This is a genomic window from Pseudomonas sp. PA27(2017) (assembly GCF_001945445.1).
In the GTDB taxonomy this organism is placed as follows: domain Bacteria; phylum Pseudomonadota; class Gammaproteobacteria; order Pseudomonadales; family Pseudomonadaceae; genus Aquipseudomonas.
In genome coordinates this window covers 130,613-153,115 of record NZ_MSXW01000038.1, presented here as the reverse complement: position 1 = coordinate 153,115, position 22,503 = coordinate 130,613, and the positions used below count along the sequence as shown (strand labels likewise).

The window sequence follows — 22,503 nt, the reverse complement described above, 5'->3', positions numbered from 1 at the left end:
CCTTGATGCCGCGGCCCATGCGGTAGGCGCGGTTGATGTCGCGCGTCCACACGCCGGCGCCCAGGCCGAACTCGGTGTCGTTGGCGATGGCCAGGGCTTCGGCTTCGTCCTTGAAGGTGGTCACGCCCACCACCGGGCCGAAGATTTCTTCCTGGAACACGCGCATCTTGTTGGTGCCCTTGAGCAGGGTCGGCTGGATGTAATAACCGCCCGCCAGGTCGCCCTCCAGCTTCTCGGTCGCGCCGCCGGTGAGCAGCTCGGCGCCTTCCTGCTGGGCGATCTCCAGGTAGCTGAGGATCTTGTCGTACTGCTGCTGCGAGGCCTGGGCGCCGACCATGGTGTCGGTGTCCAGGGGGTTGCCGCGCTTGATCGATTTGATCTTCTTCATCACCTCGTTCATGAACGGCTCGAAGATCGACTCCTGCACCAGCGCCCGCGACGGGCAGGTGCACACTTCGCCCTGGTTGAAGAATGCCAGCACCAGGCCTTCGGCCGCTTTCTCGATGAACGCCGGCTCGGCCTGCATGATGTCTTCGAAGAACACGTTCGGGCTCTTGCCGCCCAGCTCCACGGTGCTTGGGATGATGTTGGCGGCGGCGCATTTCATGATGTGCGAGCCCACCGGCGTGGAGCCGGTAAAGGCGATCTTGGCGATGCGCGTGCTGGTGGCCAGCGCTTCGCCGGCTTCACGGCCGAAGCCCTGGACGATATTGAGCACGCCCGGCGGCAGCAGGTCGCCGATGATCTCGGCCAGCAGGGTGATCGACAGCGGCGTCTGCTCGGCGGGTTTCAATACCACGCAGTTGCCGGCGGCCAGAGCGGGAGCGAGTTTCCAGGCGGCCATCAGCAGCGGAAAGTTCCAGGGGATGATCTGCCCGACCACGCCCAGCGGTTCGTGGAAGTGATAGGACGCGGTGTGTTCGTTGATTTCCGCCGAGGTGCCTTCCTGGGCGCGGATGCAGCCGGCGAAGTAGCGGAAGTGATCGGCGGCCAGCGGCACGTCGGCGTTGAGGGTTTCGCGTACGGCCTTGCCGTTGTCCCAGGTCTCGGCCACGGCGAGTAGCTCGAGGTTGGCTTCGATGCGGTCGGCGATCTTCAGCAGGATCAGCGCGCGGTCCTGCACTGCGGTCTTGCCCCAGGCATCGGCGGCAGCGTGGGCGGCGTCCAGGGCCTTGTCGATGTCCTTGGCGTCCGAGCGCGGAAATTCGCCGATGGCCGAGGCATCCACCGGGCTGGTGTTGGTGAAGTACTGACCGCCCACCGGCGCGACGAACTCGCCGCCGATGTAGTTGCCGTAGCGCGATTTGAGGGTGACGACGGCGCCTGCGGTACCGGGTTTGGCATAGATCATTGACGTTCTCCCATTACGAGTTCTTGTAGTTTTCAGGGGCGTGCCGCGAGCACGACCGGGGCTCGCGATGAACTATGAGACGAATTCATGTGGCCGACTTGACGCTAGGCGAGGCTGGCTGTTCTGCAAAGTCAAATTTCGACAGTCGCGTGTGGCGTGTCGCGCTGTGTCAACTGCAAGTGCTCAATTTCGGTGCGGATGTTTCCGAATGACCCGTTTCAGGGCTTTTGGAAGAGAGTTTTTGAATAGCATGAGACGAGGAGCCTGTCAGGGCGCGGTTATTGGCGGTGCATTCAATAACCGGCGTGTTTCTTGCTTTCAGAAACAAATTGTCACCAAGGAGGCGCCATGAGCTCCGTTCTCGTCCAGCCCGACCTGTCTGCCGGCCTGCCGTTGATTTCCGGGGGGGCCACCAATACCGGTGTTCTGGCCGCCGCCGCCAGCGGCCTGTGCGGCTTTATCGAAAAGCACGGCGGTGATCCGGATCGCATCCTTGGCGTATCCGGCATCGACCCTGAATCCCTGCGCCATCCCACCCTGAGCCTGGCGCTGCCCAATTACTGCCAGGTGCTGGAGGAGGCGTCGCGCCAGTCCGGCTGCGACAACTTCGGGCTGTACTACGGCCAGCAGTTCAAGCCTCAGGCGCTGGGGCTGCTTGGCTATATCGGCCTGTGCTCGGCAACCGTCGAACAGGCGCTGATCAACGTCGCCCGTGCCTTTCCGCTGCACCAGCGCAACAGCCTGATCCGCCTGGTGGACGAGGGCGAGTGCTACCGCTTCGACTACCAGGTGCGCCACGGCGCGATTCTCTGTCGCCGCCAGGACGCCGAGTTGACCCTGGGCATGGCGCTGAACCTGGTGCGCCATGTGCTCGGCCCGCAGTGGGCGCCGCGCGCGGTGCACTTCGAGCATCCACGGCCCGAGCACTGGCACGAGCACTGCAAAGTCTTCGACGCGCCGGTGTATTTCGAGCAGCCGTTCAATTCCCTGGTCATCCCCAAACGCGGCCTCGAGCGCGCCATGCCGCAGGGCGACCCGGTGCTGCTGTTGGTGATGCAGGACTCGCTCAGCCAGCTCAGTGCCCTGAGCGGCCGTGGCGAACGGGACCTGGCCGATGACGTGCGCGAGCAGATCCGCCAGCAACTGCTGATGGGCGAGCCCGTGCTGGAGCTGGCCGCCGAGCAACTGGGCATGAGCAGTTGGTCGCTTCAGCGCCGTCTGCGCGACCAGGGCCTGACTTTCACCACCATGGTCGACAAGGTGCGCTGCGAGCTCGCCACCCACTACCTGCGCCAGCGCCAACTGCCCATCTCCAACCTGGCGCCGCTGCTCGGCTACTCCGAAGTCAGCGCCTTCTCCCGCGCCTTCCGCCGCTGGTTCGGCGTCAGCCCCCGGCAGTGGCGGCATGAGAGTGATGGGGTGGGCGGGCGGCGGCATTGAGGGAGCCTGCCGCAGGATTTGCTCGCGTGTCAGATTGGCTTGCTGAGCGTAGAGATCAGCCACCGCTTGAGCCCGTGATGCATTGATGGCCACCACGCGCCCGCGTGATGGCCATCAATCGCTACACAGTCGCCGATCCTGCTTGCCGGTTCAGATATCCAGTGATATCGACAGATTCAGTCCGTGTTGAGCCTCGTCATCAGCGTGTCGGTAGCTGTAGCTGCCGCGTAATGAAAGGCCGCCGCCGAGGCGATGACTGACGCCGAAGTGACCGCGCAGGCTGCGATCGTCTGGCCGATGGCCGGGCAGTTCGAAGTCGATTGTCGGCAGGCTGTTCAGCGACATGCGTAGCTCGGTGGGGTCATCCTCGTATTCGCGCTCCATTGCCAGCTCGCCGAACACCCGGGTTCGCGGGCTCAGGTCGTACAGCCCTTGCAAGCCCACACCCAGGCGCTTGGACTTGCGCGTCTGGTCGTCGAAGCCCAGTGCAGTGGAGCGCTGGCTTTTCTCGCGGTAACCGTCCACATCAACATGCACGTAGTCGGCGCCGATAAAAGGGCTCAGGTGCCATTGGCTGCCGGGTTGGGCGATGTCATAACCGAAACGCCCGCTGACGGCCCAGAGCGTGCCTTCGGTGTCGCCCTTCTCTGAGTTGATGGCCGTGCCAGCGGCGAATTTGCGTTTCAGGTCGTCATAGTCCAGACGTCCAATGCTGGCCGACAGATCGCCCCACCAGCGGTCATTCTGGTACTGAGCGAACGCGCTACCGATGTAGCTACGCAGGTTGTAATCGGAATCCGCTGCGCCGGCCTCGAGATCCTGTTCATGCAGCCCGGCTGCTAGGCCGACCCGCCAGGCGTCGTCGAGGCGATAGCTGCCGCCGAAGTTTAGGCTGTAACCATTGCCATCGGCGCTGCCGCCATAACGATCATATTCCAGCCGTTGGCCGCCGCCATTGACGAAGGCACGCCACCGACCGACTTCCTGCCAGGTACCCCAATCCGCCAGCCAATGGGCGCGTAGCTGATCCTGATGGCCACGCAGCGTGCCCAGTGCCATTTCCGGCAACAGGCTGACCTCCCAAGGCGCCGCCAGCAACGAGTAGGCGTAGTCAGCGATCAAGCGCTGGCCGGCAATCGTCGGGTGTACGCCGTCGTTGAACAGAAGCTTCGTCGGGTCCGGTGTGCTGCCATTCAGCCCAAAGACTGGATTAGGGTTGCTGCAACCCGCGAAGCAGGTGCCGATTACCGTGGCGCGATCGGCGACCAAGCCGTAGCGGCCAGGGTCACTGACCACTTCGGAAAGGTAGAGCGGGATATTCAGCGGAATCACGTTGGCATTCAGCGTCGCCAATTGATTCACCAGCTCGGTGTTGAAGGCTGCTCCCAGTGCACTGAGTTGGCCCTCCAGGGGGCTGCCGAAGAAGTTTGGCGTCAGTCCTAGGTCCGGCAGTACCCACACCATGATATAACGCGCGCCCGCTTGTTCCAGCGCCTCGGCGCTATCGACCAGACGCCCCGCGGCAGCCTGGGCACTGGGCCCGTCGACTACCTGTAATTGCAGGAAGTCGTTGCCGCCTCCTGTCAGGTAGTACAAGGCGCTGGGGTCGGCCCGGCCACCTGTGGACTGCAGATACCCTCCGGATCCGGTGATGGCATCGAGGATCTGGTCGGTCCGATAACCGCCGACCGCCCAATTATTGCCGCCATCCACGGTGTTGGCCGACCCCAAGCCTGCGCCCGACATCCCGAGTGCATTGCCCAGCAGCATGGGCGATACCTCACCGAAAATTTCGCCGCTGCCATCCTGATAAGTCGGGCCGGTACGGTTGGTGAAGCGGGTTGTGGCACCTGGCGGGCCATCGGCATCGGCGAACCACCCGGCATCGCTGAGGCTGTCCCCGAACACATAGAGCGCACTATAGGGCTCGGCGTAAAGCGAGGTGGCGCTGATCAGTAGACAGGCAGCCGTCAGAGGCGTGATTAAGTGTTTCATGGCAAGTCCCTTTTATTATTGGAGTGAACCGCCCGACAACTGTAGCCAGTGTTCGATGAAGCGCGTAGTTCATCGAAAAAGAAGGGATCGTTGAGTATCGTCTCCGGCTGGCATGCGCTTGAAGCCGTCTTGACGCTCGAGTGGACTGGCAGTTATCTCGTTTCTTGCGCGAATCCGATCACCAGACGATCGGCTTTCCATCCCAAGCCCAAAACGTCCCGCTATCGTCCGGCCCATGAGCGCCTATCACTTCCAGAATGCGCTCGGCCGAGAACGTCGGCTCGAACAATTGCTGCTCCGGCACGTTCGCCTGGAAGGGCTCGGACAACTGCGTGTCAGTCGTACCAGGATGGATCGCCAGGACGGTGGAGGCGGGGTTGAGGCGTTTCAGTTCGATGCTGGCCGTGTGTAGCAGCTGATTGAGCGCCGCTTTGCTGGCCCGGTAGCTGTACCAGCCGCCCAGGCGATTGTCGCCGATGGAGCCGACTCTAGCGGAGAGCGCCGCAAAGGTGGTGGGTTGCTTGCGCATCAAGGGGAACAGGTGCTTGAGCAACAGGATCGGTGCGAAGGTGTTGGTCGCAAAGGTTGCCTGCAGGCTTGCCAGGCTCAGCTGCGACAGGGCCTTTTCGGCTTTGGCACCGTCCTGATGCAGGATGCCCAGGGTGCTGATGACGAGGTGCAGATGGTCGCATTCTCTACGCACGTCACTTGCCAGTGCCTCGAGGGATTGCTCATTGCGCGCGTCGCAATCGATCCGTTTCAGGCGCTGCCCATACCGCTCGGCCAGTTTGGCCAGCTCTGCAGAGGTGCTGGCCTGCCGGGCCACGGCCCATAGCTCGGTCACATCATCGCGAGCCAGCAGCGCGGTGCACAGGGCCAGGCCGATACCTCGGCTGGCGCCGGCTATGAGTACGCGCGCATCGCTGTCCAGTTCGGGTATCGAACGCATCATGCACCTTGGGAGGCGTGGCCTAATTGCCTGTTATGACTGCGGAGCAGGGCATGACGTTCAGGTGGGCGGCGCAGTACGTCGCGGCGACCGCCTGGGCCGGATCTCCGGCGGGGAAAGCTGCCCGCGTGGCTCAATAAGCCGCCAAGATCCCCTGCGGGTTGTAGCCGTGGATTACCGTGCCGTTGACCTTGAGCACCGGCACGCCGCGGCCGCCCAAGGCGTCGTAGGCGCGGCGCGCTTCGGGGGATTTTTCGATGTCCAGCTCGGTGTAGGCAATGCCGCGTTCGCCGAGAAACTCGCGGGTCTTGGCGCAGTAGCCGCACCAGCTGGTGGCGTAGAGGATGACTTCACCCTGGCCGGCCACCTGCGGCGGTTTGCCCAGCAGCATCGGTTCGATACGATCCCAGTGTTGCCAGGCGGCGAGCGCCGCGAGAATCAGCAAAATCCGTTTCATGCTGCAGTCCTCTGCTCAGGTCGATCAGTCTTTACGACGCTTCAACTGGTCGGTCAGCTGCGTCGGCAGGTTGCGGATGGTCAGGGTGTCGGACGCTTCGTCGTATTCGATCTTGGAGCCCAGCAGGTGGGCCTCGAAGCTGATCGACAAGCCTTCGGCGCGGCCGGTGAAGCGGCGGAACTGGCTCAGGGTGCGTTTATCGGCGGGAATCTCCGGCGACAGGCCGTAATCCTTGTTGCGGATATGGTCGTAGAAGGCCTTTGGGCGCTCCTCGTCGATCAGCCCGGAGAGTTCTTCCAGGGTCATCGGCTCGCCCATCTTGGCCTGGCTGGTGGCGTAGTCGACCAGGGTGTCGGTCTTCGCGCGGGCCTGCTCTTCGGGTAGGTCCTCGCTCTCGACGAAGTCGCTGAAGGCCTTGAGCAGGGTGCGGGTTTCGCTGGGCGAGTCGACGCCTTCCTGGCAGCCGATGAAGTCACGGAAGTACTCCGAGACCTTCTTGCCGTTCTTGCCCTTGATGAACGAGATGTATTGCTTGGACTGCTTGTTGTTGCGCCACTCGCTGATGTTGATACGCGCCGCCAGATGCAGCTGGCCGAGGTCCAGGTGCTTGGCCGGGGTCACGTCCAGCGCGTCGTTCACCGCCACGCCTTCGCTATGGTGCAGCAGGGCGATGGCCAGGTAGTCGGTCATGCCTTGCTGGTAGTGGGCGAAAAGCACGTGGCCGCCAGTGGACAGGTTGGATTCCTCCATCAGCTTCTGCAGGTGCTCGACGGCCTGGCGGCTGAAGGCGGTGAAATCTTCGCCGTCTTCCAGGTAGGTTTTCAGCCAGCCGCTGAACGGGTAGGCACCGGACTCCTCGTGGAAGAAACCCCAGGCCTTGCCCTGCTTGGCGTTGTAGCTGTCGTTGAGGTCGGCCAGCATGTTCTCGATGGCCTGGGAGGCGCCCAGTTCGCTGTCGCGGGCGTGCAACACGGCAGGGCTGCCGTCGGGCTTCTTGTCGATCAGGTGGACGATGCAGTGACGGATCGGCATGGGCTATCTCTTCAGGCGTGACGCAAAGGGGCCGCGTCAAAGCGGCCAGGGTTGCGCAGAGTTTACCCGACTGTCGCAGCCTTGGTCGCCCGCCGCCGAGTCAGCCCAGGGCGATTGCCGTGCGGCGACTCGCCCGCCAGCGATCGAGCACCAGCAAGCCGGCCAGCAGGCCGATGGCGTACAGTGCATCGAGGCCCAGCATCAGCAGGATGCCCGCGCACAGCAGCGTGCTGAGGCCGGCCAGCCAGCGCCACAGGCCGCGTAGCAGCAGCACGCCGGCGGCCATGCTGAGCAGGTAGATGACGATGAAGTTGCCGTTGGCGTAGCGGATCAGTTGGTCGAGCGACAGCGACAGGCTCCAGATTACCGTGGCGCTCAGGGCGCAACTGAGCACTACCAGCAGCAACGCCCTGGCCGGTACGCCATTGCCATTGCGAACCGCCAGCGCGCGGGGCAGCTTGCCTTCATCGGCCAGGCTCCAGATCAGCCGCGAGAAGCCCTGGATATACACGTTCATCGAGGCGAAACAGGCCAGGTAGCCGATGCTCGCGCTGAGCCAGCGGGCCTGGTCGCCAAGCAGCACGTCGAGCATCAGCGGCAGCGACGCGGCATCGGTGCGGGCATCGCCGTAGGCATGAAAGCTCAGCACCGCCACCGAACAGGCCCAGTACACCAGGCCGGCGAGCAGCACGCCGAGCAGCAGGGCGAGGGGGAAGTCGCGCTGCGGGTTCTTGAACTCCTCGCCCAGGTGGGTGAAGGCCTCGATGCCGACGAAGCACCAGAACATCACGCCCAACGCCACCGGCAGCAGCTGCCAGTTACCGGCCAGGGGCGGCAGCAGTGGTTGCTCGGCGTGGGGCAGGTCGCCTTTGAACCAGATCAGCGCGATGGTGGCGACGATGGCCAGGGCAATGGCGATCTGCACGCCGCCAGAGGTACGGGCCGGGCGCTGGCCGAGTAGCAGAATGACGCCCAGAGTGGCGAGCTGGATGGCCAGGACTGCCAGGTCGCTGAGGGTGAACAAGGCGTGCCAGAAGCCGCTGGCGATGTTCAGCGCCGCCGGCAGGCCCACCGGAATCACCGCAAGAAACAGCCAGGCGCTGGTGCGCTCCATGGGCGCGCCGAACGCGCGACCGATCAGGTGCGGGGCGCCGCCCGCGTGCGGGTAATGGCGGCCGAGCTGGGCGAAGGTGAAGGCCATCGGTAGAATCAGCACGATCAACAGCAGCCAGGCCCACAGCGAAATCTCGCCAGCAGCCGTGGCGGCCAGCGCGGGAATCACGAAAACCCCGGTGCCCAGCAGAGACGTGCACAGCAAACCCACGCCCTGCAGCAGCCCCAGTTCCTTGTTCAATCGGCTCATGTTGTATGCTCTCGCTCCTGACGCGGCCCATGGCAGAGCGCCTGCCGACCGTATCGCCATGGTAAGGCCGCTTCGCTTGCGCGGCTGCTGGCGAAGCGTCGCCGATCACCGACGAAACGGCGGCAATGGCCGTCATCCTGTTTGCAGAGAGCTTCAGTGGACAAGTTCGATCAACGCATCATCGCCTTGCTGTGCGCCGACGCGCGCCTGACCGTCACCGAGGTGGCCCGCCAGGTCAACCTGTCACGTTCCGCGGTGAGCGAGCGCATCCGCCAGCTGGAGGCGTCCGGGGTCATCCAGGGCTATCACGCGCGCATCGCCGAGCCGACGACGGTAGTGGTCAAGGCCTACCTGGAACTGTTCTACAAGGGCGGACGCTGCGAGCAGTACGTCGAGCGCATGCGCGCCTTCCCGGAAGTGCGTCGCTGCTCGGGCATCAGCGGCGAAACGGACATGCTGATCTACCTCGAAGCGGCGTCCATGGAACGGCTGGCGGAAGTACGCGGGGAGATCGAAAACCTGCCTGGCGTGTTCAAGGTCAAGACCCATATGGTGGTGAAGGATTGGGTGATGTGAGGGTGGGCCGGACATGCTCGAATACCCGATAACCTTGGTTTTGCTGCCCGGGATGAGCGGCACGGGCTCGCTGTTTCACCTGCCGCTTGATTGGTTTGGTGGCTTCTTCGCTGCCATCGAAACCTTTACCGAACAGCTGTGATTGAGTACGCCCAGCACTGCCGAAGGGGATCAAGAAATGCTGCTCGCCGACGCATTCGAATACAAGAAATGGGCAAATGAAGAGCTGCTCGCCCTGGGCGAACGCCAGCTGCATCAGTTGCCGGATAACGATGCCGAGTTCTTCGTACGTATCCTCAATCACACCACGGTGGTCGACAGCCTGTTCATCAGCCGTTTGTCCGGGATAGCGGAGCATTACGGCGCTGACAACACCCGTGAGACGCCAACATACGGTGAACTTAGGGCACGCATTACGCAGAACGATGCCTGGCTCGTCGATTTCGCCCAGCGCGCCACAGCCGAAGAGCTGCAACGGGTTATCACCTTTCGTTTCACCGATGGCGATCTCGGTCAGTTGTCGGTCGAGGAGGTGCTGCTGCACCTGTTGACCCATGGCAGCAACCACCGCGGCATGGCGTCGCGAACCTTGGCGATTAATGGGCTCGAACGGCCGAAGGATACCTTCACGCGCTATCTGCACCAGGCGCAGCCGGGCCGGCGAGAAGCTGCCCGGCAAGCGCTCAGCTGAACCTCGTGCTCGCGCTGAGACCTGTTCACAGCCTTTTTAAATGGACATTGAAGAGGCTGCTACAAGGCAGAAGCAGACACTTAAACCAACCTGTGGGAGCCCCGACCTCGGGGCGAAACGATTGCAGCCTGACTGCCTATTTCGGCGGTGCCTGAGCGATTCGCCGCGAGGTCGCGGCTCCCACAATGGATCGGATAACGGCCGCTACCGCCACCTTGCAGTCAAGGCGCTGGAGTCCAGCCGAAAGATCGTGAACAGCTTCTAAGCTGTCAGCGCTGCCGTATAGGTCTGCATCAGCAGTTGCCAGTCGCTCTCGGGCATTGCCCCGCAATGACGCTTCAGCTGGCGCATGTCATGGCGCGAGGCGTCGGCGCTGCGCCAGCGGCGGCGGCTTTTTTCCAGGTCGAGCAGGGCGATTTCAGCGCGGGGTGAGCTGCTGTCACCATCGTCCTCGATCCTGATGAAGACATGCTTGGCGTAGCAGCAGCCGTGCTGCCAGCCACCGCGATGCATGCGAGCCAGGGTATCGGCCAATGCAGCCAGCATGCGGGCCGACTGCTCGGCGCGGTGTTCTGTTTCGTACCACTGCTCCAGGCTGATGAACCCTGTCAGCGCCTGGGTGATCAACAGCGCCTGCCACTGGCCCTTATGCTTTCGGGCCGAGCCATAAACGAGCTTTGGTACCCGGACGCCCAACTCAGCGAGTGCCTGATAAGCCTGTAGCTCACGCAAGATGGTCGGGCGGCCAAGTGGGTAGCGCAGGCTGCGGTACAGGTGCCCGGTCTGGCGTTTGCTGTAGAGCAGCGGATGGGAGGGGTTACGGGGCAGCAACCGTTGCACGCCACTTTCCCCGTCGCGGCGCTGGTTCAGTGGTTCCACCCAGGGGCCCTGGCATTGCCACCAGCGCTCGAAGGCGCTGGTTCGAGTTGCCGGATGCTGAACGACGACCGTGGCCATCACTGCACCTCGCGCTTGCGCAGTACATAGGTCCGCCACATGGCATAGCCGGGCAGAAAGTCGCGATGGCCGAGAATCTGGAATCCCGCTTCGAGAAACTCGGATTCGATTTGTTCGCAGCGCACCACGAAGCGGTTCTCGCCCGCGCCGCGGCGTTTCTCCAGGCGATTACGCCGCCAGGCCTTGTAGTTGCCGTCGACCCACAGCGAAACGATCACCGTATCGCGGGTGACCCGGTGAAACTCACGTAGCGCCGCCAAACGGTGTTCCGGTGATTGGAAGTGATGCAGCAGGCGAATGCAGAACACGCAATCCACCGAGTTGTCGCCCAGGGCGATATCGAAGGCCGAAGTCTTGAAGGTCTTGACCCGCTCCACCACTGCCGGCGGCTGGGCGGCGAGGGCGGTGGCGAGCATGTCGGCGGAGTTGTCGGCAGCCAGGATCACCCGGTTCGGGTGTTCGGCGAGCATCGGCCAGAAACGCCCGGCGCCGCAGGGCAGGTCGAGCACCAGGTTGGGGTCGCCGGCCAGGCGCAGGGCGCTGCGGCCGACCTGCACGTCGCGCCAGTGCGACAGCCGCCTGGCCAGGCCGTCCTGGTGCTTGTGCAGGTAGCTCTGGGCGTGTTGCTGGTCGTATTTGCCGGAGAAGGCCAGTTCGATGGAGCGGGGTTTGGACATGACGAGGCACCTCTAGGAGAGTGCCTCGATGCTAAGCGGGCAGTTCTGATGAACCCGTCAAGCAAAAGTGAAAAAAGTGTCAGTTACGGGGTTGCAGTACCACCTGAAAGCAACTGCCGGCTACCGGCAGGCTGTGCACGGTGATCTGCCAGCCCTGATGGGCGCAGATGCGCTTGACCAGCGACAGGCCCAGGCCGAGGCCTTCGCCGCGCGCCTGCTCGCCACGCACGAAAGGATCGAAGATCTGTTCATGGTGCTGCTCGGGAATGCCCACGCCGCTGTCCTCGACGCGAAAACCGTCGGCGAGCAGGGTCAGCTTCACGAAACCGCTTTCGGTGTAGTGCAGGGCGTTGCGCAGCAGGTTGGCCATCACCGTGCGCAACAGGGTCGGGTTGTACACGCCTTCGGGCTGCGCCTGGGCGTCGATCTGGAAATCCAGGCCCTTTTCGCGCATCAGCGGTGCCCAGGTGTCCACCTGCTCGTCGGCGATCTGTCCCAGGCTGGCGCTGCCGGCGAACAGGCTCTCGTTGCCTTTGACCCGGGCCAGTTGCAGGAAGGTCTGCACCAAATCCTGCATCTCCGCGCTGGCGCGTTCGATGCGCTCTACCTGCTTGCGTTGCATCGGCTCCAGGTCGACCTGGGAGAGCAATTCGCAGGAGCTGGCGATGACCATCAGCGGCGTACGCAGTTCGTGGCTGACGTCACTGGTGAACAGCCGCTCGCGCTCCAGGGACTGGCGCAGGCGGCCCAGGGTGCTGTCGAAGGCAGCGGCGAGCTGGCCCACTTCGTCGTCCGGGTACTCCGGTGCCAGGGCAGGCGCCAGCGGCAGCAACTGGTCACGGTGACGCACCTGGTTGGCCAGCTTGCTGACCGGGCGCATCACCCGCTCGGACATGAACCAGCCCAGCACCAGGGCGCCGAGCACCGACAGCAGAAAGCCCGCCAGCACCACGTTGAACAGCACCTGCTCGCGCTTTTCGAACTCGCTCTGTTCCTGCACCAGCAGGTAGCGGTCGCCGTTGATCAACTGGGTGAAGATGTAGAACGCGCGCTCGCCTTCCAGTTGCTCGCTGAAGCCTTCCGGCAGATTGGCGTAGCGCTGTGGAATGGCGTACTGCGGGTAGTTCGAGGCGAAGAAGCGGGTGCGTGAATCCAGACGCGGCTCCTGGCCGCTCTTGAGGTCCTGATGCACCACCACGCCCAGCTCCAGGGCCAGCTCCTCGGAAACCAGATGCTCTTCGATCAGGTGCACGATGGCCACGATGCTCAGGGAGAACACCCCGCTGACCAGAATGGTCATGGTCGCGAAGGCGATCAGGATGCGCCGGCGAAACGGCTGCTTACTTTGCATCGGGGTTCGCTGCCAGCCGGTAGCCCACGCCGTGCACGGTGTGCAGCAGGGGCGTGGCGAAGGGTTTGTCGATGGCCTGGCGCAATTGATGGATGTGGCTGCGCAGGCTGTCGCTGTCCGGGCAGTCGTCGCCCCACAGGGCTTCCTCCAGCGCCTCGCGGCGGACCACGGCGGGCGAGCGCTGCATCAGGATGGCCAGCAGCTTCATGCCCAGGGGGTTGAGTTTGATCGGCATGCCGGCGCGGGTCACGCTGAGCATGTCCAGATCGTAGGCGAGGTCGGCGACTTCCAGCAAACGTCGGCGATTGCCCTGGGAACGGCGCAGGATGGCTTCGATGCGCGCCACCAGCTCGGACAGCGCGAAGGGCTTGATCAGGTAGTCGTCGGCCCCGGCGCTCAGGCCCTGCAGGCGATCTTCCAGGGCATCGCGGGCGGTGAGCATGAGGATCGGGATGCTGCTGCGCGCCTCTTCACGCAGTCGCCGGCACAGCTGGTAGCCGTCCAGGCCGGGCAGCATGATGTCCAGCACGATCAGATCGTAGTGCCCCTGGGTGGCCAGGTGCAGGCCGCTCAAACCGTCCTGTGCGCAATCGGCCGTGTACCCCTTGAGCTGCAGGTAATCGAGGATATTGGCCAGGATGTCGCGGTTGTCTTCGATCACCAGAATGCGCATGCAACGTTCTCTTCACGGGGATTGACGTTTTTTTCACACGGCCATGACGAAGCCCTCACGGGGGCGTCGAGAAACTGAGCTCGTTCATCCAGCCAGGATCATACGATGCCACAGCTTCGATACGCCCAACTACGTTACCTGTCGATCGTCCTGTTTGCCTGGGCGAGCATCTTCGTGCTCACCCGCGGCGCATTGCTGCTGGCCCACTGGAGCGATGCCGGCGCCAGCGGCGTGCAGATCCTGCGCATCTTCATGGTGGGCCTGGTCTACGACGCGACCTTCCTGTTGTACGCCGCGCTGCCGCTGGCGTTCTACCTGCTGCTTTGCCCGCACCGGCTTTGGCAGCACCGCGGCCATCGGGTGTTCCTGCACCTGCTGTTTGGCGTCAGCCTGTTCGTGATGCTGTTCACCGCCACTGCCGAGTGGTTGTTCTGGGACGAATTCGGCGTGCGTTTCAACTTCATCGCCGTGGATTACCTGGTGTATTCGGAGGAGGTGATCAACAACATCCTCGAGTCGTACCCGGTGTATCCGCTGATCGCTGCCTTGGCGCTGGTGGCGGTTTTTCTGGCCGCGGCCCTCAAGAAGCCGGTCAGCCGGGCGCTGAGTGCGCCGTTGATGCCCCACAAGACAGCCTTGGGCGCCTGGGCTCTGGTGCTCGCCGGGGCGCTGCTGGCGACCCTGGCGGTCAACCAGAACTTTCCGCGCGGGCTGGGCGGCAATGCCTACCAGAACGAACTGGCCAGCAACGGCCCGTTCCAGTTCTTCGCCGCCTTTCGCAATAACGAGCTGGACTACATGACGTTCTACGCCACGCTGCCCGATGAGCAGGTCGGCTCACTGCTGCGCCAGGAGGTTGCCGAAGACAACGCACGGTTCGTCAACGATGACCCCGAGGATATCCGCCGGGGGATCGACAACTCCGGCCCCGAGCAGCGTCACAACGTGGTGCTGGTCACCGTCGAAAGCCTCAGTGCGCGCTACCTGGGCGCCTTTGGTGATCGCCGTGGCCTGACGCCCAATCTCGATGCGCTGGCCAAGCACAGCCTGTTCTTCAGCAACCTGTACGCCACCGGCACCCGTACCGACCGCGGCCTGGAGGCGATCACCCTGTCGGTGCCGCCCACGCCAGGGCGCTCAATCGTCAAGCGCATTGGCCGCGAATCCGGTTACGCCAGCCTCGGCCAGCAGTTCCGGGACAAGGGCTACGACAGCGTGTTCATCTACGGTGGGCGCGGCTATTTCGACAATATGAACGCCTTCTTCGGCGGCAACGGCTACCGGATCGTCGACCAGAGCAGCGTCGCCAGCAGCGACATGACCTTCCAGAACGCCTGGGGCATGAGCGACGAAGACCTCTATGCACAGACCCTGCGCGTGGCCGACGCCGACCACGCCGCCGGCAAGCCGTTCTTCCTGCAATTGATGACCACCTCCAACCACCGGCCGTACACCTACCCGGACGGGCGCATCGATATTCCCTCCGGCAGTGGTCGCGAAGGCGCACTGAAGTACACCGACTATGCCATCGGCCGCTTTCTGGCCGAGGCGAAGGGCAAGCCCTGGTTCGCCAACACCCTGTTCGTGTTCGTCGCCGATCACACCGCGGGCAGCGCTGGCAAGGAAGACCTGCCGGTAGCCAACTACCACATCCCGATGTTCATTTACGGCCCAGGCATCATCACGCCTGCCGAGGTAACGCGGCTGACCAGCCAGATCGACGTCGCGCCGACGTTGCTCGGGTTGCTGGGCTTCGATTACAGCTCGACCTTCTTCGGCCACAACGTGCTGCGAGATAACGCCCCGGCCGGTCGCGCGCTGATCGGCAACTACCAGCACCTGGGCCTGTTCGACGGCCAGAACCTGGCGATTCTCAGCCCCAAGGGCGCCATGCGCCGGCACGACGATGCCTTGGGCATCAGCCATGAACAGACGGCGACCAAGCGCGATCCGCTGGTGGCGCGCGATATCGCCTATTACCAGGGCGCCAGCCATGACTTCACTCAGGGCCTGCTTGGCTGGCAGCCGACCCAATCGGCCGCCGTGGCGGTGCACCCATGATCAGGGGGCACGCCATGTCGTTGCCTGCTTCTGCGACGCCGTCGCGGCGCTTCGACTTCCGCCTCTGGCTGGGCATGTCCCTGGGCCTGATGGCGCTGCTGCTGGTGCTCGACCCCAAACCGCTGGATTTCGCCCTGGCCGAGCGCTTCTACGACCCGGTCAGTGGTTTCATCGGCGGGCGCAGTTCCTGGCTGGAAAACGTGCTGCACGACCAGGTCAAGATCATGGTGATCTGCCTGGGCGTGGCCTGCATCGTCGCCTTTCTGGTCAGCCTGCTGCCGCTACGGCTGCGCAGCTGGCGCCGCGAGCTGGGCTATCTGGTGCTGGCACTGGGGCTGTCGACCAGCATCGTGCCGCCACTCAAGACCCTGACCGCAGTGCAATGCCCGTGGAGCCTCACCCAGTTCGGCGGGCACGAAGCCTTCAGCCCGCTGATCGGCGAGCGGCCGGTTACCGACAAGCCCGGGCGCTGCTGGCCGGGCGGGCATGCTTCCACCGGCTTTTCCCTGCTGGCCCTGTATTTCGCCCTGCGTGATCGCCGCCCACGCCTGGCCCGCTGGGCATTGGGGTTCGCCCTGACTTTGGGTTACGTGCTGTCGCTGGGGCGCATGCTGCAAGGCGCACACTTTCTCTCCCACAACCTGTGGACGCTGCTGCTCGACTGGCTGATCGCCGTGGTCGGCTACCGCGTGCTGCTCTACCGTCGGGCGCCGCAGCCGGCGCCGGCGCCAACCCTTGCTCGGGAGCTGCGCGGATGAGCGTCGTCAACCTGCGTCAACTGCTGCTGGCGGTTCTGTTCTGCGTACCCGCCGCGCCGGCCTGGAGCGCGGTGCAAAGTGCTGCCATGGACGCGCAATGGGCCGCGCCGGTGGACAAGGCCTTCAACCTCTACCGCATGCAGCCCGATCTGTACCGCAGCGCGCTGCCCAGGGCCGATCAGCAAGGCGAGCTGCAGCGCCTGAAGATCGCCACGGTGATCAACTTCTACCAGCGCAGCGATGCCGAGTGGCTGAGTGATCCACGCATCCGGCTGATCCACCAGCCCCCGCACGCCGACCGCGTCGACGATGCCGATGTGCTGCAAGCCCTGCGCAGCATTCGCCAGGCGCAGGCCAGCGGCCCGGTGCTGATCCACTGCAAGCACGGCCAGAACCGTACCGGCCTGATCGCCGCCATGTACCGCATCGTCTACCAGGGCTGGAGCAAGCAGCAGGCGATCGCCGAGATGCGCGGCGGCGGTTTCGGCGGGCAGGAGCGATTCGAGGATGCCGAGCGCTATGTGCGCGAGGTCGATCTGCCGCGCTTGCGCCAGGCACTGGCCAGTGGCGCCTGCAGCACCAGCCCCTGGGCCTACTGCGCACTGCGCGACAAGGTGCTCGAGGCACTCAACGAGTGGTGAGGTGACGATCATGAACAGATGCCTGGCTTTCCTGGCCATAGTGCTGGTACCGCTGCTTGGCGGCTGCCAGAGCACGCGGGACTATCTGCTGGCCCAGGGCTACCCGCCGGCCTTCGCTTCGGGCTACGCCGATGGTTGCACCAGCGGCGACAGCGCCGCCAAAGCGCTCGGTGCGTTTCGCAAGAATGTGCCGCAGTACCTGGCCGACAACCAGTACGCCAGCGGCTGGGACGACGGCTTCCGCCAGTGTCAGGCCAGTGCCGCCGCCGGTATCGAGCGGCGCCTGCAGCCCGACAGCGACCGTGATCGTGACTGGCAGCACCAGGTCGACCAGGACATGGCCAAGGCCATGAGCCGCTCCCTGAAACGCAGCTAGCCGCGTGCCGCCGCGACTTTGAAAGCTCATGGCGACAGGGCACATTGGCGGGTCCGACCGCCGAGAACCCCCATGCCCGCCACGCCGAGCGCTGAGCGCAGCCCTGGCCGATCTTCCTGATCCATCTTTCTGCGCCTGGGGCTCACCTCGTTTCGGCGGCCCGGTTGCTCATCTCGGCTATTTCCGTCAGGCATTCACTACGTTTTGAGCCTGTTCTTTCCTCGCATCAGTTGCCTCGCCTACGTTTTTCAACGGCCTGCTGTATTGTGACAGCCGGCCCCATCGACAAGGAGCGTGACATGGCATTCTACTGGCACGGCGGCACCATCACCCGCGACACCCCGGTAGGCAGCGATTACCGCAACACTCAGAAGGTACGGCGCTTCATGACGGAGCAGTGCGGCGCCAGCTTTCGTTTCGATCGGCCGTTCATGGCCTGGATTCGCAGCGGTGCGCCGCGCACCATGGGCGATGTGGTGGACGAGTGGTTGCGGCGTAACGGCGCCCAAGCCTAAGAACCTGTTCAGGACCTTTATGGGCATGAAGTGGCAGCTACAAGGGGCGGCCACTCAAACCAACCTGTGGGAGCCCCGACCTCGGGGCGAAACGATTGCAGCCTGACTGCCTATTTCGGCGGTGCCTGAACGATTCGCCGCGAGGTCGCGGCCACAACGGATCGGATAACGGCCGCTCCCGACACTTGGCTGCCAAAATCCAAGAACCTGGGCTGAAAGATCATGAGCAGGTTCTAGAATCCGCTTCTAGTCGCTGCCGTGACGCAAGCGCTCCACCAGCGCCGGCAACTCGCTCATGCGCCCGATCAGGTGATGAACGCCCAACTGGCGCAGGGTCTCGCCATGCTCGGGCGGAATGTGGCTGGCGCCGAGAAAGCCAATCACCTGCATGCCGGCGGTCAGTGCCGCGGTGGCGCCGGTGGCGCTGTCCTCGACCACCAGGCAGCGGCTGGGGTCGACGCCCGCGCGTTCGGCGGCCAGCAGGTAGAGATCCGGCGCCGGTTTTGGTCTTTCTACCTGGTCGGCACTGAAGGCCCCGACGTTGACGCGCTCGACCAGCTCGCAGCGCTGCAGGGCGAAGGCCACGGCATCGGCGTGGCTGTTGGAGGCCACGGCGAGCGGCAGATCGATCTGCATCAATGCGTCGCGCACGCCAGGGATCGGCTTTACCTGCTCGCGGATCAGCGCCTTGGTGATGGCCCGGTTCTTCTCCAGAAACCCCTCGGGCAGCGGCTTGCCGAAATGCGCCTCGGCCCGGGCCATGATGTCGCGGGTCTGCAGGCCGAAGGTGCCGGCCAGCACCACGTCCAGCTCATGGGCCGGATAGTGCTCGGCCAGCGCCGAGTGCAGGTGGTGTTCGGCGATGATCTCGCTGTCGATCAGTACGCCATCGCAGTCGCAGATCAGCAGTTCGATGGGCGGTTTCGGCGGCATGGCAGGCAGTCTCCTGTAAGGCGGGGAGGGCCTGTGTAACACAGAAACCCGTTCAGTTCGAACCGCTCGCCACCGTCTCGGCGGGCCGTTGCAGCAGCAACAAGGGCAACCCGGCGGCCAGAATCGCCAGGCCCAGCAGGGCGCCAGCCCCGGCATACAGGGTGCTCGACCAAAATAGCCCCAGGCAGCTGGCGGCGAACAGCAGCGGCAGCAGCGGGTAGAGCGGCACGCTGAACGGTCGGGCGCGACTCGGATTCAGGCGACGCAGGCGCAACAGGGACAGGGCGGTCAGGCACATGAACAACCAGAACACCGGCGCGGTGTAGGCGACCATGCTCTGCACGCCGTTTTCGCTCAGGGCGCCGAACAACAGCAACGGTAGGGTGATCAGGCATTGCACCAGCAGCGCCCGTACTGGCGTGGCGGCGCGGTCGTTCCAGGCGCCGAGCATCGACAGCTGTGGCACGTCGCGGCCCAGGGCGTAATAGACCCGCGAGCCGGTAAGGATGGTGGCGTTCAGGGTGCTGATCGCGGTGATGCAGATCAGCACGCTGAGCAGCACACCGCCCCAGGGGCCGGCGACGATGGTCATCAGGTCGGCGCCGATGGCGCTGGACTGGCGCAGGCCGTCGAGGCTGAAGATGTTGAGGAACACCAGGTTGGCCAGCAGGTAGACGCCGGTCACCACCAGGGTGCCGATCAGCAGCACGCGGCTCATGTTGCGGCCTGGGTTGCGCAATTCGCCGGACAGGTACGCGGCCTCGTTCCAGCCGCCGTAGGTGAGCAGCACGAACACCATGCCCATGCCGAGCATACCGGCCAGGTTGCCGCCGGCATCGGCGGCGGCTGGCGCCACGTCGGCCACCGGTTCGGCCAGCAGCAGGCCAGCGAGAATCACCGTGACCAACGCCAGCAGGGTGATGCCGGTGAACAGCACCTGCAGGCGTTTGGACTCGTGGGTGCCGAGGATATTCAGAGCGGTCAGCGCCAGCACCACGATGGTGGCGTGCCAGGCGCTGCCGTATTCACCGAGCGGCAGCAGGCGCTGGGCGTAGTCACCGTAGATGAAGGCGACCACCGCGATTGCCCCGGTCTGGATCACCGTGCCCCTGGCCCAGGCGAACAGCAGGCTGATCTGCCGGCCCCAGGCCAGGTGCAGGTAGTGGTATTCACCACCGCGATCCGGGTAACCGGCGCCCAGTTCGGCATAACACAGCGCGCCGACCAGCATCACCAGGCCGCCGGCCAGCCACAGGCCGATGTACAGGAAGGCGTTGTCGGCATGCTGGGCCACCAGGGGCGGAAAGCCGAAGATGCCGACGCCGATCACCACGCCGACCAGCATGGCGACGCCGTCGATCACCGACAGGCCGGATTGTCGTGCCGCTGCATGTGCGCTCATGGCTCAGCTCCGTCGCGCGCTCCAACCGGTCATCGCGCCTTCGGCGGAAATCGGTTCGATGCGATCACCCTCGACCTGGCCGACGTACAGCTTGCCGTCGACCTCGAAGCGCAGCTCGGTGCCGTTCAGGCGCCCGCGCAGGCGTTCCTGATGCTGGGTGATGCCGCTGATTTCCTGGAAGCGTTGTTCGAGGTCGACGGTGAAACGCTCGCCCTCGGTTTCGATCTGCCAACTGCCGGCGATCTTGGCTGGCACGACCCACAGATAGATGCGCGCACCTTCGACGATATCGCTGCGATCGGGCTCCCAGTCCTCCATGCTGAAGGCGTGGGACACCACTCGGGTGCCGGGCTCCAGGGTGTCGAGGATGACCGGGCGCAGGCGCATGTTCACGGTGTTCAGCAGGTACATGGTCAGCACGTCGGCGTCGGCGATGTCCTTCTTGAACAAGTCGCCCTGCTCGAACACCACCTTGTCGGCGACACCGGCCTGCTGGGCGTTGGCCTCGGCTTCCTCGATGCGCTGCGGGTTCAGATCGATTCCGTAAGCGGCCTTGGCGCCACGATCCTTGACCGCCGAGATGGCGATGCGCCCATCGCCGGAGCCCAGGTCCACCACGTAGTCGTCGGGGCCGACATCGGCCATTTCCAGCATGCGTGCCACCACCGGTTCCGGTGTCGGCACGTAGGGCACATCGAGGGCGATGGTCTGGGCCTGGGCGGCGGATTGCAGCAGGCCGAACAGGGCCAGCGCGGAGGCGCACAGGGAAAAGGAGCGAACGGCTGCGGTGGTCATCGGCGGATACCTCTCAGCTAAGTCGGCAAGGGAAGGGCGAACGATTTTCCGACCGGGGCCTTCGCGCCAGGGTTCGACCCATGGAGCGGGGCTGACCGGCAGATCACCCGGTAATCGCCACGCAGCCCAGCGAACACGGGCTTGTCGGTTGTGTTACCTCATGTGAAACCATTGCCTTGGCAGCGCCGAAAAGGCATGGTGGCCGCAATTTTCAGCCACGGGAGCGGCCCGGCATGCGCCTTCTGCACACCTCCGACTGGCACTTGGGCCAGCACTTCATGGGCAAGACGCGCCAATCCGAACACCAGGCCTTCTGCGCCTGGCTGATCGAGCAGGTGCGCGCCCATGAGGTACAGGCGGTGCTGGTCGCCGGGGATATCTTCGATACCGGCTCGCCGCCCAGCTACGCCCGTGAGCAGTACAACCACTTCGTGGTGGCGCTACGCGAAACCGGCTGCCAGCTGGTAGTGCTCGGCGGTAACCATGATTCGGTGGCGATGCTCGGCGAGAGCCGCACCTTGCTGGCGCAGCTCGGCACCCGAGTCATTCCCGGCGTTGGCGCCCACCTGCACGAACAACTGCTGGTGCTCGATGGCGCCGATGGCGCGCCGGCGGCGCTGCTCTGCGCCATTCCGTTCATCCGCCCGCGCGATGTGCTGCGCAGCGAAGCGGGGCAGAGCGCGGCAGACAAGCAACTGTCGCTGCAGCAAGCCATTCACGGCCATTATCAGGCGCTGTACGAGCTGGCCCTGGCGCGCCGCAGCGAACTCGGTGCGGCGCTGCCGATCATCGCCACCGGGCACCTGACCACCGTGGGCGCCAGCGCCAGCGAGTCGGTGCGCGAGATCTACGTCGGCGCGCTGGAGGCCTTTCCGACTTCGTCCTTTCCGGCTGTCGACTACATCGCCCTGGGGCATATCCACCGGCCGCAGAAGGTCGGCGGCCTTGAGCACATCCGCTACAGCGGTTCGCCGATCCCGCTGAGCTTCGACGAAGCCCGCCAGCAGAAGGAAGTGCTGCTGGTCGACCTCGATGCCAGTGGTTTGCGTGAGGTGCGCGCCTTGCCAGTGCCGCGCTTCCAGGCCCTGCAGTCGGTGCGCGGCTCGCTGAAAACGCTGCCGGCGGCGCTGGCCGAGGCGGCGCGCGAGGGTAGCGAAGAACGCCCGGTGTGGCTGGAAGTTCAGGTCGAGACGGACGACTACCTGAGCGATTTGCAAGTGCGCATCGCCGCGCTGTGCGAGGGTCTGCCGGTGGAGGTACTGCGCATCCGCCGTGCCCGTGGTGCGGCGGTCGCCAGCCTGCAGGGCGAGCAGGGCATGCTGGACGAACTGACGCCTGAGCAGGTGTTCGACCAGCGCCTGGCCAGCGAAACCCTGGAGCCCGAGCAGGCGCAGCGCCTGTACGGGCTGTACAGCCAAGTGTTGGCTGAGCTGCGCGACGAGCCGGCCTGATTCAGACCTGTTCATGATCTTCCAGCCCAGGTTCGTCTGGTTGGCCGCTAAGTGGCGGG

23 protein-coding genes are annotated in these 22,503 nt (G+C 64.5%); 10 read left to right on the top strand and 13 right to left on the bottom strand.

Annotated features, from left to right (window positions below; translation table 11 throughout):
• Nucleotides 1-1,351 (bottom strand): aldehyde dehydrogenase family protein (locus BVH06_RS17420; protein WP_075934982.1); only part of this gene is annotated, 1,351 nt, incomplete at its 3' end.
• A 348-nt stretch (nucleotides 1,352-1,699) separates the two neighbouring features.
• Here BVH06_RS17420 and BVH06_RS17415 point away from each other — a divergent pair.
• Entirely contained in the window at nucleotides 1,700-2,791 is a 1,092-nt protein-coding gene (locus BVH06_RS17415) for an AraC family transcriptional regulator (protein WP_075934915.1), read from the top strand.
• 150 nt (nucleotides 2,792-2,941) lie between these two features.
• Here BVH06_RS17415 and BVH06_RS17410 read toward each other — a convergent pair whose 3' ends face one another.
• From BVH06_RS17410 to yjeH, 5 genes are all read right to left on the bottom strand, one after another.
• The gene (locus BVH06_RS17410) at nucleotides 2,942-4,786 is read right to left on the bottom strand and encodes an autotransporter domain-containing SGNH/GDSL hydrolase family protein (RefSeq protein ID WP_075934914.1); all 1,845 of its coding nucleotides are present in this window, start codon (nucleotides 4,784-4,786) and stop codon (nucleotides 2,942-2,944) included.
• Nucleotides 4,787-4,964: 178 nt separating this feature from the next.
• The gene (locus BVH06_RS17405; protein ID WP_075934981.1) at nucleotides 4,965-5,735 is read right to left on the bottom strand and encodes an SDR family NAD(P)-dependent oxidoreductase; all 771 of its coding nucleotides are present in this window, start codon (nucleotides 5,733-5,735) and stop codon (nucleotides 4,965-4,967) included.
• Between the two features lie 133 nt (nucleotides 5,736-5,868).
• A complete protein-coding gene (locus BVH06_RS17400) occupies nucleotides 5,869-6,192 on the bottom strand; it encodes a glutaredoxin family protein (RefSeq protein WP_075929632.1) in 324 nt (107 codons plus the stop codon).
• Nucleotides 6,193-6,216: 24 nt separating this feature from the next.
• A complete protein-coding gene (yejK, locus tag BVH06_RS17395) occupies nucleotides 6,217-7,224 on the bottom strand; it encodes a nucleoid-associated protein YejK (protein WP_027905922.1) in 1,008 nt (335 codons plus the stop codon).
• 100 nt (nucleotides 7,225-7,324) lie between these two features.
• On the bottom strand, nucleotides 7,325-8,587 hold the full coding sequence (gene yjeH / locus BVH06_RS17390; protein ID WP_075934913.1) for an L-methionine/branched-chain amino acid transporter: 1,263 nt from the start codon (nucleotides 8,585-8,587) through the stop codon (nucleotides 7,325-7,327).
• A gap of 156 nt (nucleotides 8,588-8,743) precedes the next feature.
• On the opposite strand from yjeH, the gene BVH06_RS17385 reads away from it, so the two are divergent.
• The 3 genes from BVH06_RS17385 to BVH06_RS17380 are packed head-to-tail and all read left to right on the top strand — an operon-like array spanning nucleotide 8,744 to nucleotide 9,854.
• A complete protein-coding gene (locus BVH06_RS17385; RefSeq protein WP_075929629.1) occupies nucleotides 8,744-9,163 on the top strand; it encodes an Lrp/AsnC family transcriptional regulator in 420 nt (139 codons plus the stop codon).
• A gap of 13 nt (nucleotides 9,164-9,176) precedes the next feature.
• Nucleotides 9,177-9,305, top strand: a complete 129-nt coding sequence (locus tag BVH06_RS26055) for a hypothetical protein (RefSeq protein WP_256575197.1) — start codon at nucleotides 9,177-9,179, stop codon at nucleotides 9,303-9,305.
• A gap of 36 nt (nucleotides 9,306-9,341) precedes the next feature.
• The gene (locus BVH06_RS17380; protein WP_075934912.1) at nucleotides 9,342-9,854 is read left to right on the top strand and encodes a DinB family protein; all 513 of its coding nucleotides are present in this window, start codon (nucleotides 9,342-9,344) and stop codon (nucleotides 9,852-9,854) included.
• 261 nt (nucleotides 9,855-10,115) lie between these two features.
• Here the strand turns inward: BVH06_RS17380 and BVH06_RS17375 are convergent, their stop codons facing one another.
• The 4 genes from BVH06_RS17375 to BVH06_RS17360 all read right to left on the bottom strand — a co-directional run bounded on the left by BVH06_RS17375 (nucleotide 10,116) and on the right by BVH06_RS17360 (nucleotide 13,512).
• Nucleotides 10,116-10,811, bottom strand: a complete 696-nt coding sequence (locus BVH06_RS17375; RefSeq protein WP_075934911.1) for a lipopolysaccharide kinase InaA family protein — start codon at nucleotides 10,809-10,811, stop codon at nucleotides 10,116-10,118.
• The gene (locus BVH06_RS17370; protein WP_075934910.1) at nucleotides 10,811-11,488 is read right to left on the bottom strand and encodes a class I SAM-dependent methyltransferase; all 678 of its coding nucleotides are present in this window, start codon (nucleotides 11,486-11,488) and stop codon (nucleotides 10,811-10,813) included. The genes BVH06_RS17375 and BVH06_RS17370 overlap by 1 nt, the downstream gene beginning before the upstream one ends.
• Nucleotides 11,489-11,567: 79 nt before the next feature.
• Entirely contained in the window at nucleotides 11,568-12,839 is a 1,272-nt protein-coding gene (locus tag BVH06_RS17365) for a HAMP domain-containing sensor histidine kinase (protein ID WP_075934909.1), read from the bottom strand.
• Nucleotides 12,829-13,512, bottom strand: a complete 684-nt coding sequence (locus BVH06_RS17360) for a response regulator transcription factor (protein WP_075929624.1) — start codon at nucleotides 13,510-13,512, stop codon at nucleotides 12,829-12,831. The genes BVH06_RS17365 and BVH06_RS17360 overlap by 11 nt, the downstream gene beginning before the upstream one ends.
• Nucleotides 13,513-13,617: 105 nt before the next feature.
• On the opposite strand from BVH06_RS17360, the gene BVH06_RS17355 reads away from it, so the two are divergent.
• The 5 genes from BVH06_RS17355 to BVH06_RS17335 all read left to right on the top strand — a co-directional run bounded on the left by BVH06_RS17355 (nucleotide 13,618) and on the right by BVH06_RS17335 (nucleotide 17,863).
• Nucleotides 13,618-15,573: an LTA synthase family protein gene (locus BVH06_RS17355; RefSeq protein WP_075934908.1), complete on the top strand. Its 1,956-nt coding sequence runs from the start codon at nucleotides 13,618-13,620 to the stop codon at nucleotides 15,571-15,573.
• Nucleotides 15,574-15,587: 14 nt separating this feature from the next.
• Nucleotides 15,588-16,331, top strand: a complete 744-nt coding sequence (locus tag BVH06_RS17350) for a phosphatase PAP2 family protein (RefSeq protein WP_075934907.1) — start codon at nucleotides 15,588-15,590, stop codon at nucleotides 16,329-16,331.
• A complete protein-coding gene (locus tag BVH06_RS17345) occupies nucleotides 16,328-16,972 on the top strand; it encodes a dual specificity protein phosphatase family protein (protein ID WP_075934906.1) in 645 nt (214 codons plus the stop codon). The genes BVH06_RS17350 and BVH06_RS17345 overlap by 4 nt, the downstream gene beginning before the upstream one ends.
• 10 nt (nucleotides 16,973-16,982) lie before the next feature.
• A complete protein-coding gene (locus BVH06_RS17340; protein WP_075929639.1) occupies nucleotides 16,983-17,348 on the top strand; it encodes a hypothetical protein in 366 nt (121 codons plus the stop codon).
• A 299-nt stretch (nucleotides 17,349-17,647) separates the two neighbouring features.
• A complete protein-coding gene (locus BVH06_RS17335) occupies nucleotides 17,648-17,863 on the top strand; it encodes a DUF6434 domain-containing protein (protein ID WP_075934905.1) in 216 nt (71 codons plus the stop codon).
• 246 nt (nucleotides 17,864-18,109) lie between these two features.
• On the opposite strand, the gene BVH06_RS17330 is transcribed toward BVH06_RS17335, so the two are convergent.
• From BVH06_RS17330 to BVH06_RS17320, 3 genes are read right to left on the bottom strand one after another with little or no spacing between them, the layout of a single operon-like run.
• A complete protein-coding gene (locus BVH06_RS17330) occupies nucleotides 18,110-18,796 on the bottom strand; it encodes an HAD family phosphatase (RefSeq protein ID WP_075929620.1) in 687 nt (228 codons plus the stop codon).
• A gap of 52 nt (nucleotides 18,797-18,848) precedes the next feature.
• Entirely contained in the window at nucleotides 18,849-20,198 is a 1,350-nt protein-coding gene (locus tag BVH06_RS17325) for an APC family permease (RefSeq protein ID WP_075929619.1), read from the bottom strand.
• A gap of 3 nt (nucleotides 20,199-20,201) precedes the next feature.
• Nucleotides 20,202-20,993 (bottom strand): methyltransferase domain-containing protein, encoded by a 792-nt coding sequence (locus BVH06_RS17320; RefSeq protein WP_075934904.1) that lies wholly within the window; start codon nucleotides 20,991-20,993, stop codon nucleotides 20,202-20,204.
• Nucleotides 20,994-21,226: 233 nt separating this feature from the next.
• On the opposite strand from BVH06_RS17320, the gene sbcD reads away from it, so the two are divergent.
• Nucleotides 21,227-22,444, top strand: a complete 1,218-nt coding sequence (sbcD, locus tag BVH06_RS17315) for an exonuclease subunit SbcD (protein ID WP_075934903.1) — start codon at nucleotides 21,227-21,229, stop codon at nucleotides 22,442-22,444.
• Nucleotides 22,445-22,503 lie beyond the last annotated feature (59 nt).

Excerpts from the sequence above, each read along its gene's own strand:
- BVH06_RS17415 (WP_075934915.1), top strand. The coding sequence starts at position 1,700 with ATGAGCTCCGTTCTCGTCCAGCCCGACCTGTCTGCCGGCCTGCCGTTG.
- BVH06_RS17410 (WP_075934914.1), bottom strand. The coding sequence starts at position 4,786 with ATGAAACACTTAATCACGCCTCTGACGGCTGCCTGTCTACTGATCAGC.
- BVH06_RS17405 (WP_075934981.1), bottom strand. The coding sequence starts at position 5,735 with ATGCGTTCGATACCCGAACTGGACAGCGATGCGCGCGTACTCATAGCC.
- BVH06_RS17400 (WP_075929632.1), bottom strand. The coding sequence starts at position 6,192 with ATGAAACGGATTTTGCTGATTCTCGCGGCGCTCGCCGCCTGGCAACAC.
- yejK (WP_027905922.1), bottom strand. The coding sequence starts at position 7,224 with ATGCCGATCCGTCACTGCATCGTCCACCTGATCGACAAGAAGCCCGAC.
- yjeH (WP_075934913.1), bottom strand. The coding sequence starts at position 8,587 with ATGAGCCGATTGAACAAGGAACTGGGGCTGCTGCAGGGCGTGGGTTTG.
- BVH06_RS26055 (WP_256575197.1), top strand. The coding sequence starts at position 9,177 with ATGCTCGAATACCCGATAACCTTGGTTTTGCTGCCCGGGATGAGCGGC.
- BVH06_RS17380 (WP_075934912.1), top strand. The coding sequence starts at position 9,342 with ATGCTGCTCGCCGACGCATTCGAATACAAGAAATGGGCAAATGAAGAG.
- BVH06_RS17375 (WP_075934911.1), bottom strand. The coding sequence starts at position 10,811 with ATGGCCACGGTCGTCGTTCAGCATCCGGCAACTCGAACCAGCGCCTTC.
- BVH06_RS17370 (WP_075934910.1), bottom strand. The coding sequence starts at position 11,488 with ATGTCCAAACCCCGCTCCATCGAACTGGCCTTCTCCGGCAAATACGAC.
- BVH06_RS17365 (WP_075934909.1), bottom strand. The coding sequence starts at position 12,839 with ATGCAAAGTAAGCAGCCGTTTCGCCGGCGCATCCTGATCGCCTTCGCG.
- BVH06_RS17360 (WP_075929624.1), bottom strand. The coding sequence starts at position 13,512 with ATGCGCATTCTGGTGATCGAAGACAACCGCGACATCCTGGCCAATATC.
- BVH06_RS17355 (WP_075934908.1), top strand. The coding sequence starts at position 13,618 with ATGCCACAGCTTCGATACGCCCAACTACGTTACCTGTCGATCGTCCTG.
- BVH06_RS17350 (WP_075934907.1), top strand. The coding sequence starts at position 15,588 with ATGTCGTTGCCTGCTTCTGCGACGCCGTCGCGGCGCTTCGACTTCCGC.
- BVH06_RS17345 (WP_075934906.1), top strand. The coding sequence starts at position 16,328 with ATGAGCGTCGTCAACCTGCGTCAACTGCTGCTGGCGGTTCTGTTCTGC.
- BVH06_RS17340 (WP_075929639.1), top strand. The coding sequence starts at position 16,983 with ATGAACAGATGCCTGGCTTTCCTGGCCATAGTGCTGGTACCGCTGCTT.
- BVH06_RS17335 (WP_075934905.1), top strand. The coding sequence starts at position 17,648 with ATGGCATTCTACTGGCACGGCGGCACCATCACCCGCGACACCCCGGTA.
- BVH06_RS17330 (WP_075929620.1), bottom strand. The coding sequence starts at position 18,796 with ATGCCGCCGAAACCGCCCATCGAACTGCTGATCTGCGACTGCGATGGC.
- BVH06_RS17325 (WP_075929619.1), bottom strand. The coding sequence starts at position 20,198 with ATGAGCGCACATGCAGCGGCACGACAATCCGGCCTGTCGGTGATCGAC.
- BVH06_RS17320 (WP_075934904.1), bottom strand. The coding sequence starts at position 20,993 with ATGACCACCGCAGCCGTTCGCTCCTTTTCCCTGTGCGCCTCCGCGCTG.
- sbcD (WP_075934903.1), top strand. The coding sequence starts at position 21,227 with ATGCGCCTTCTGCACACCTCCGACTGGCACTTGGGCCAGCACTTCATG.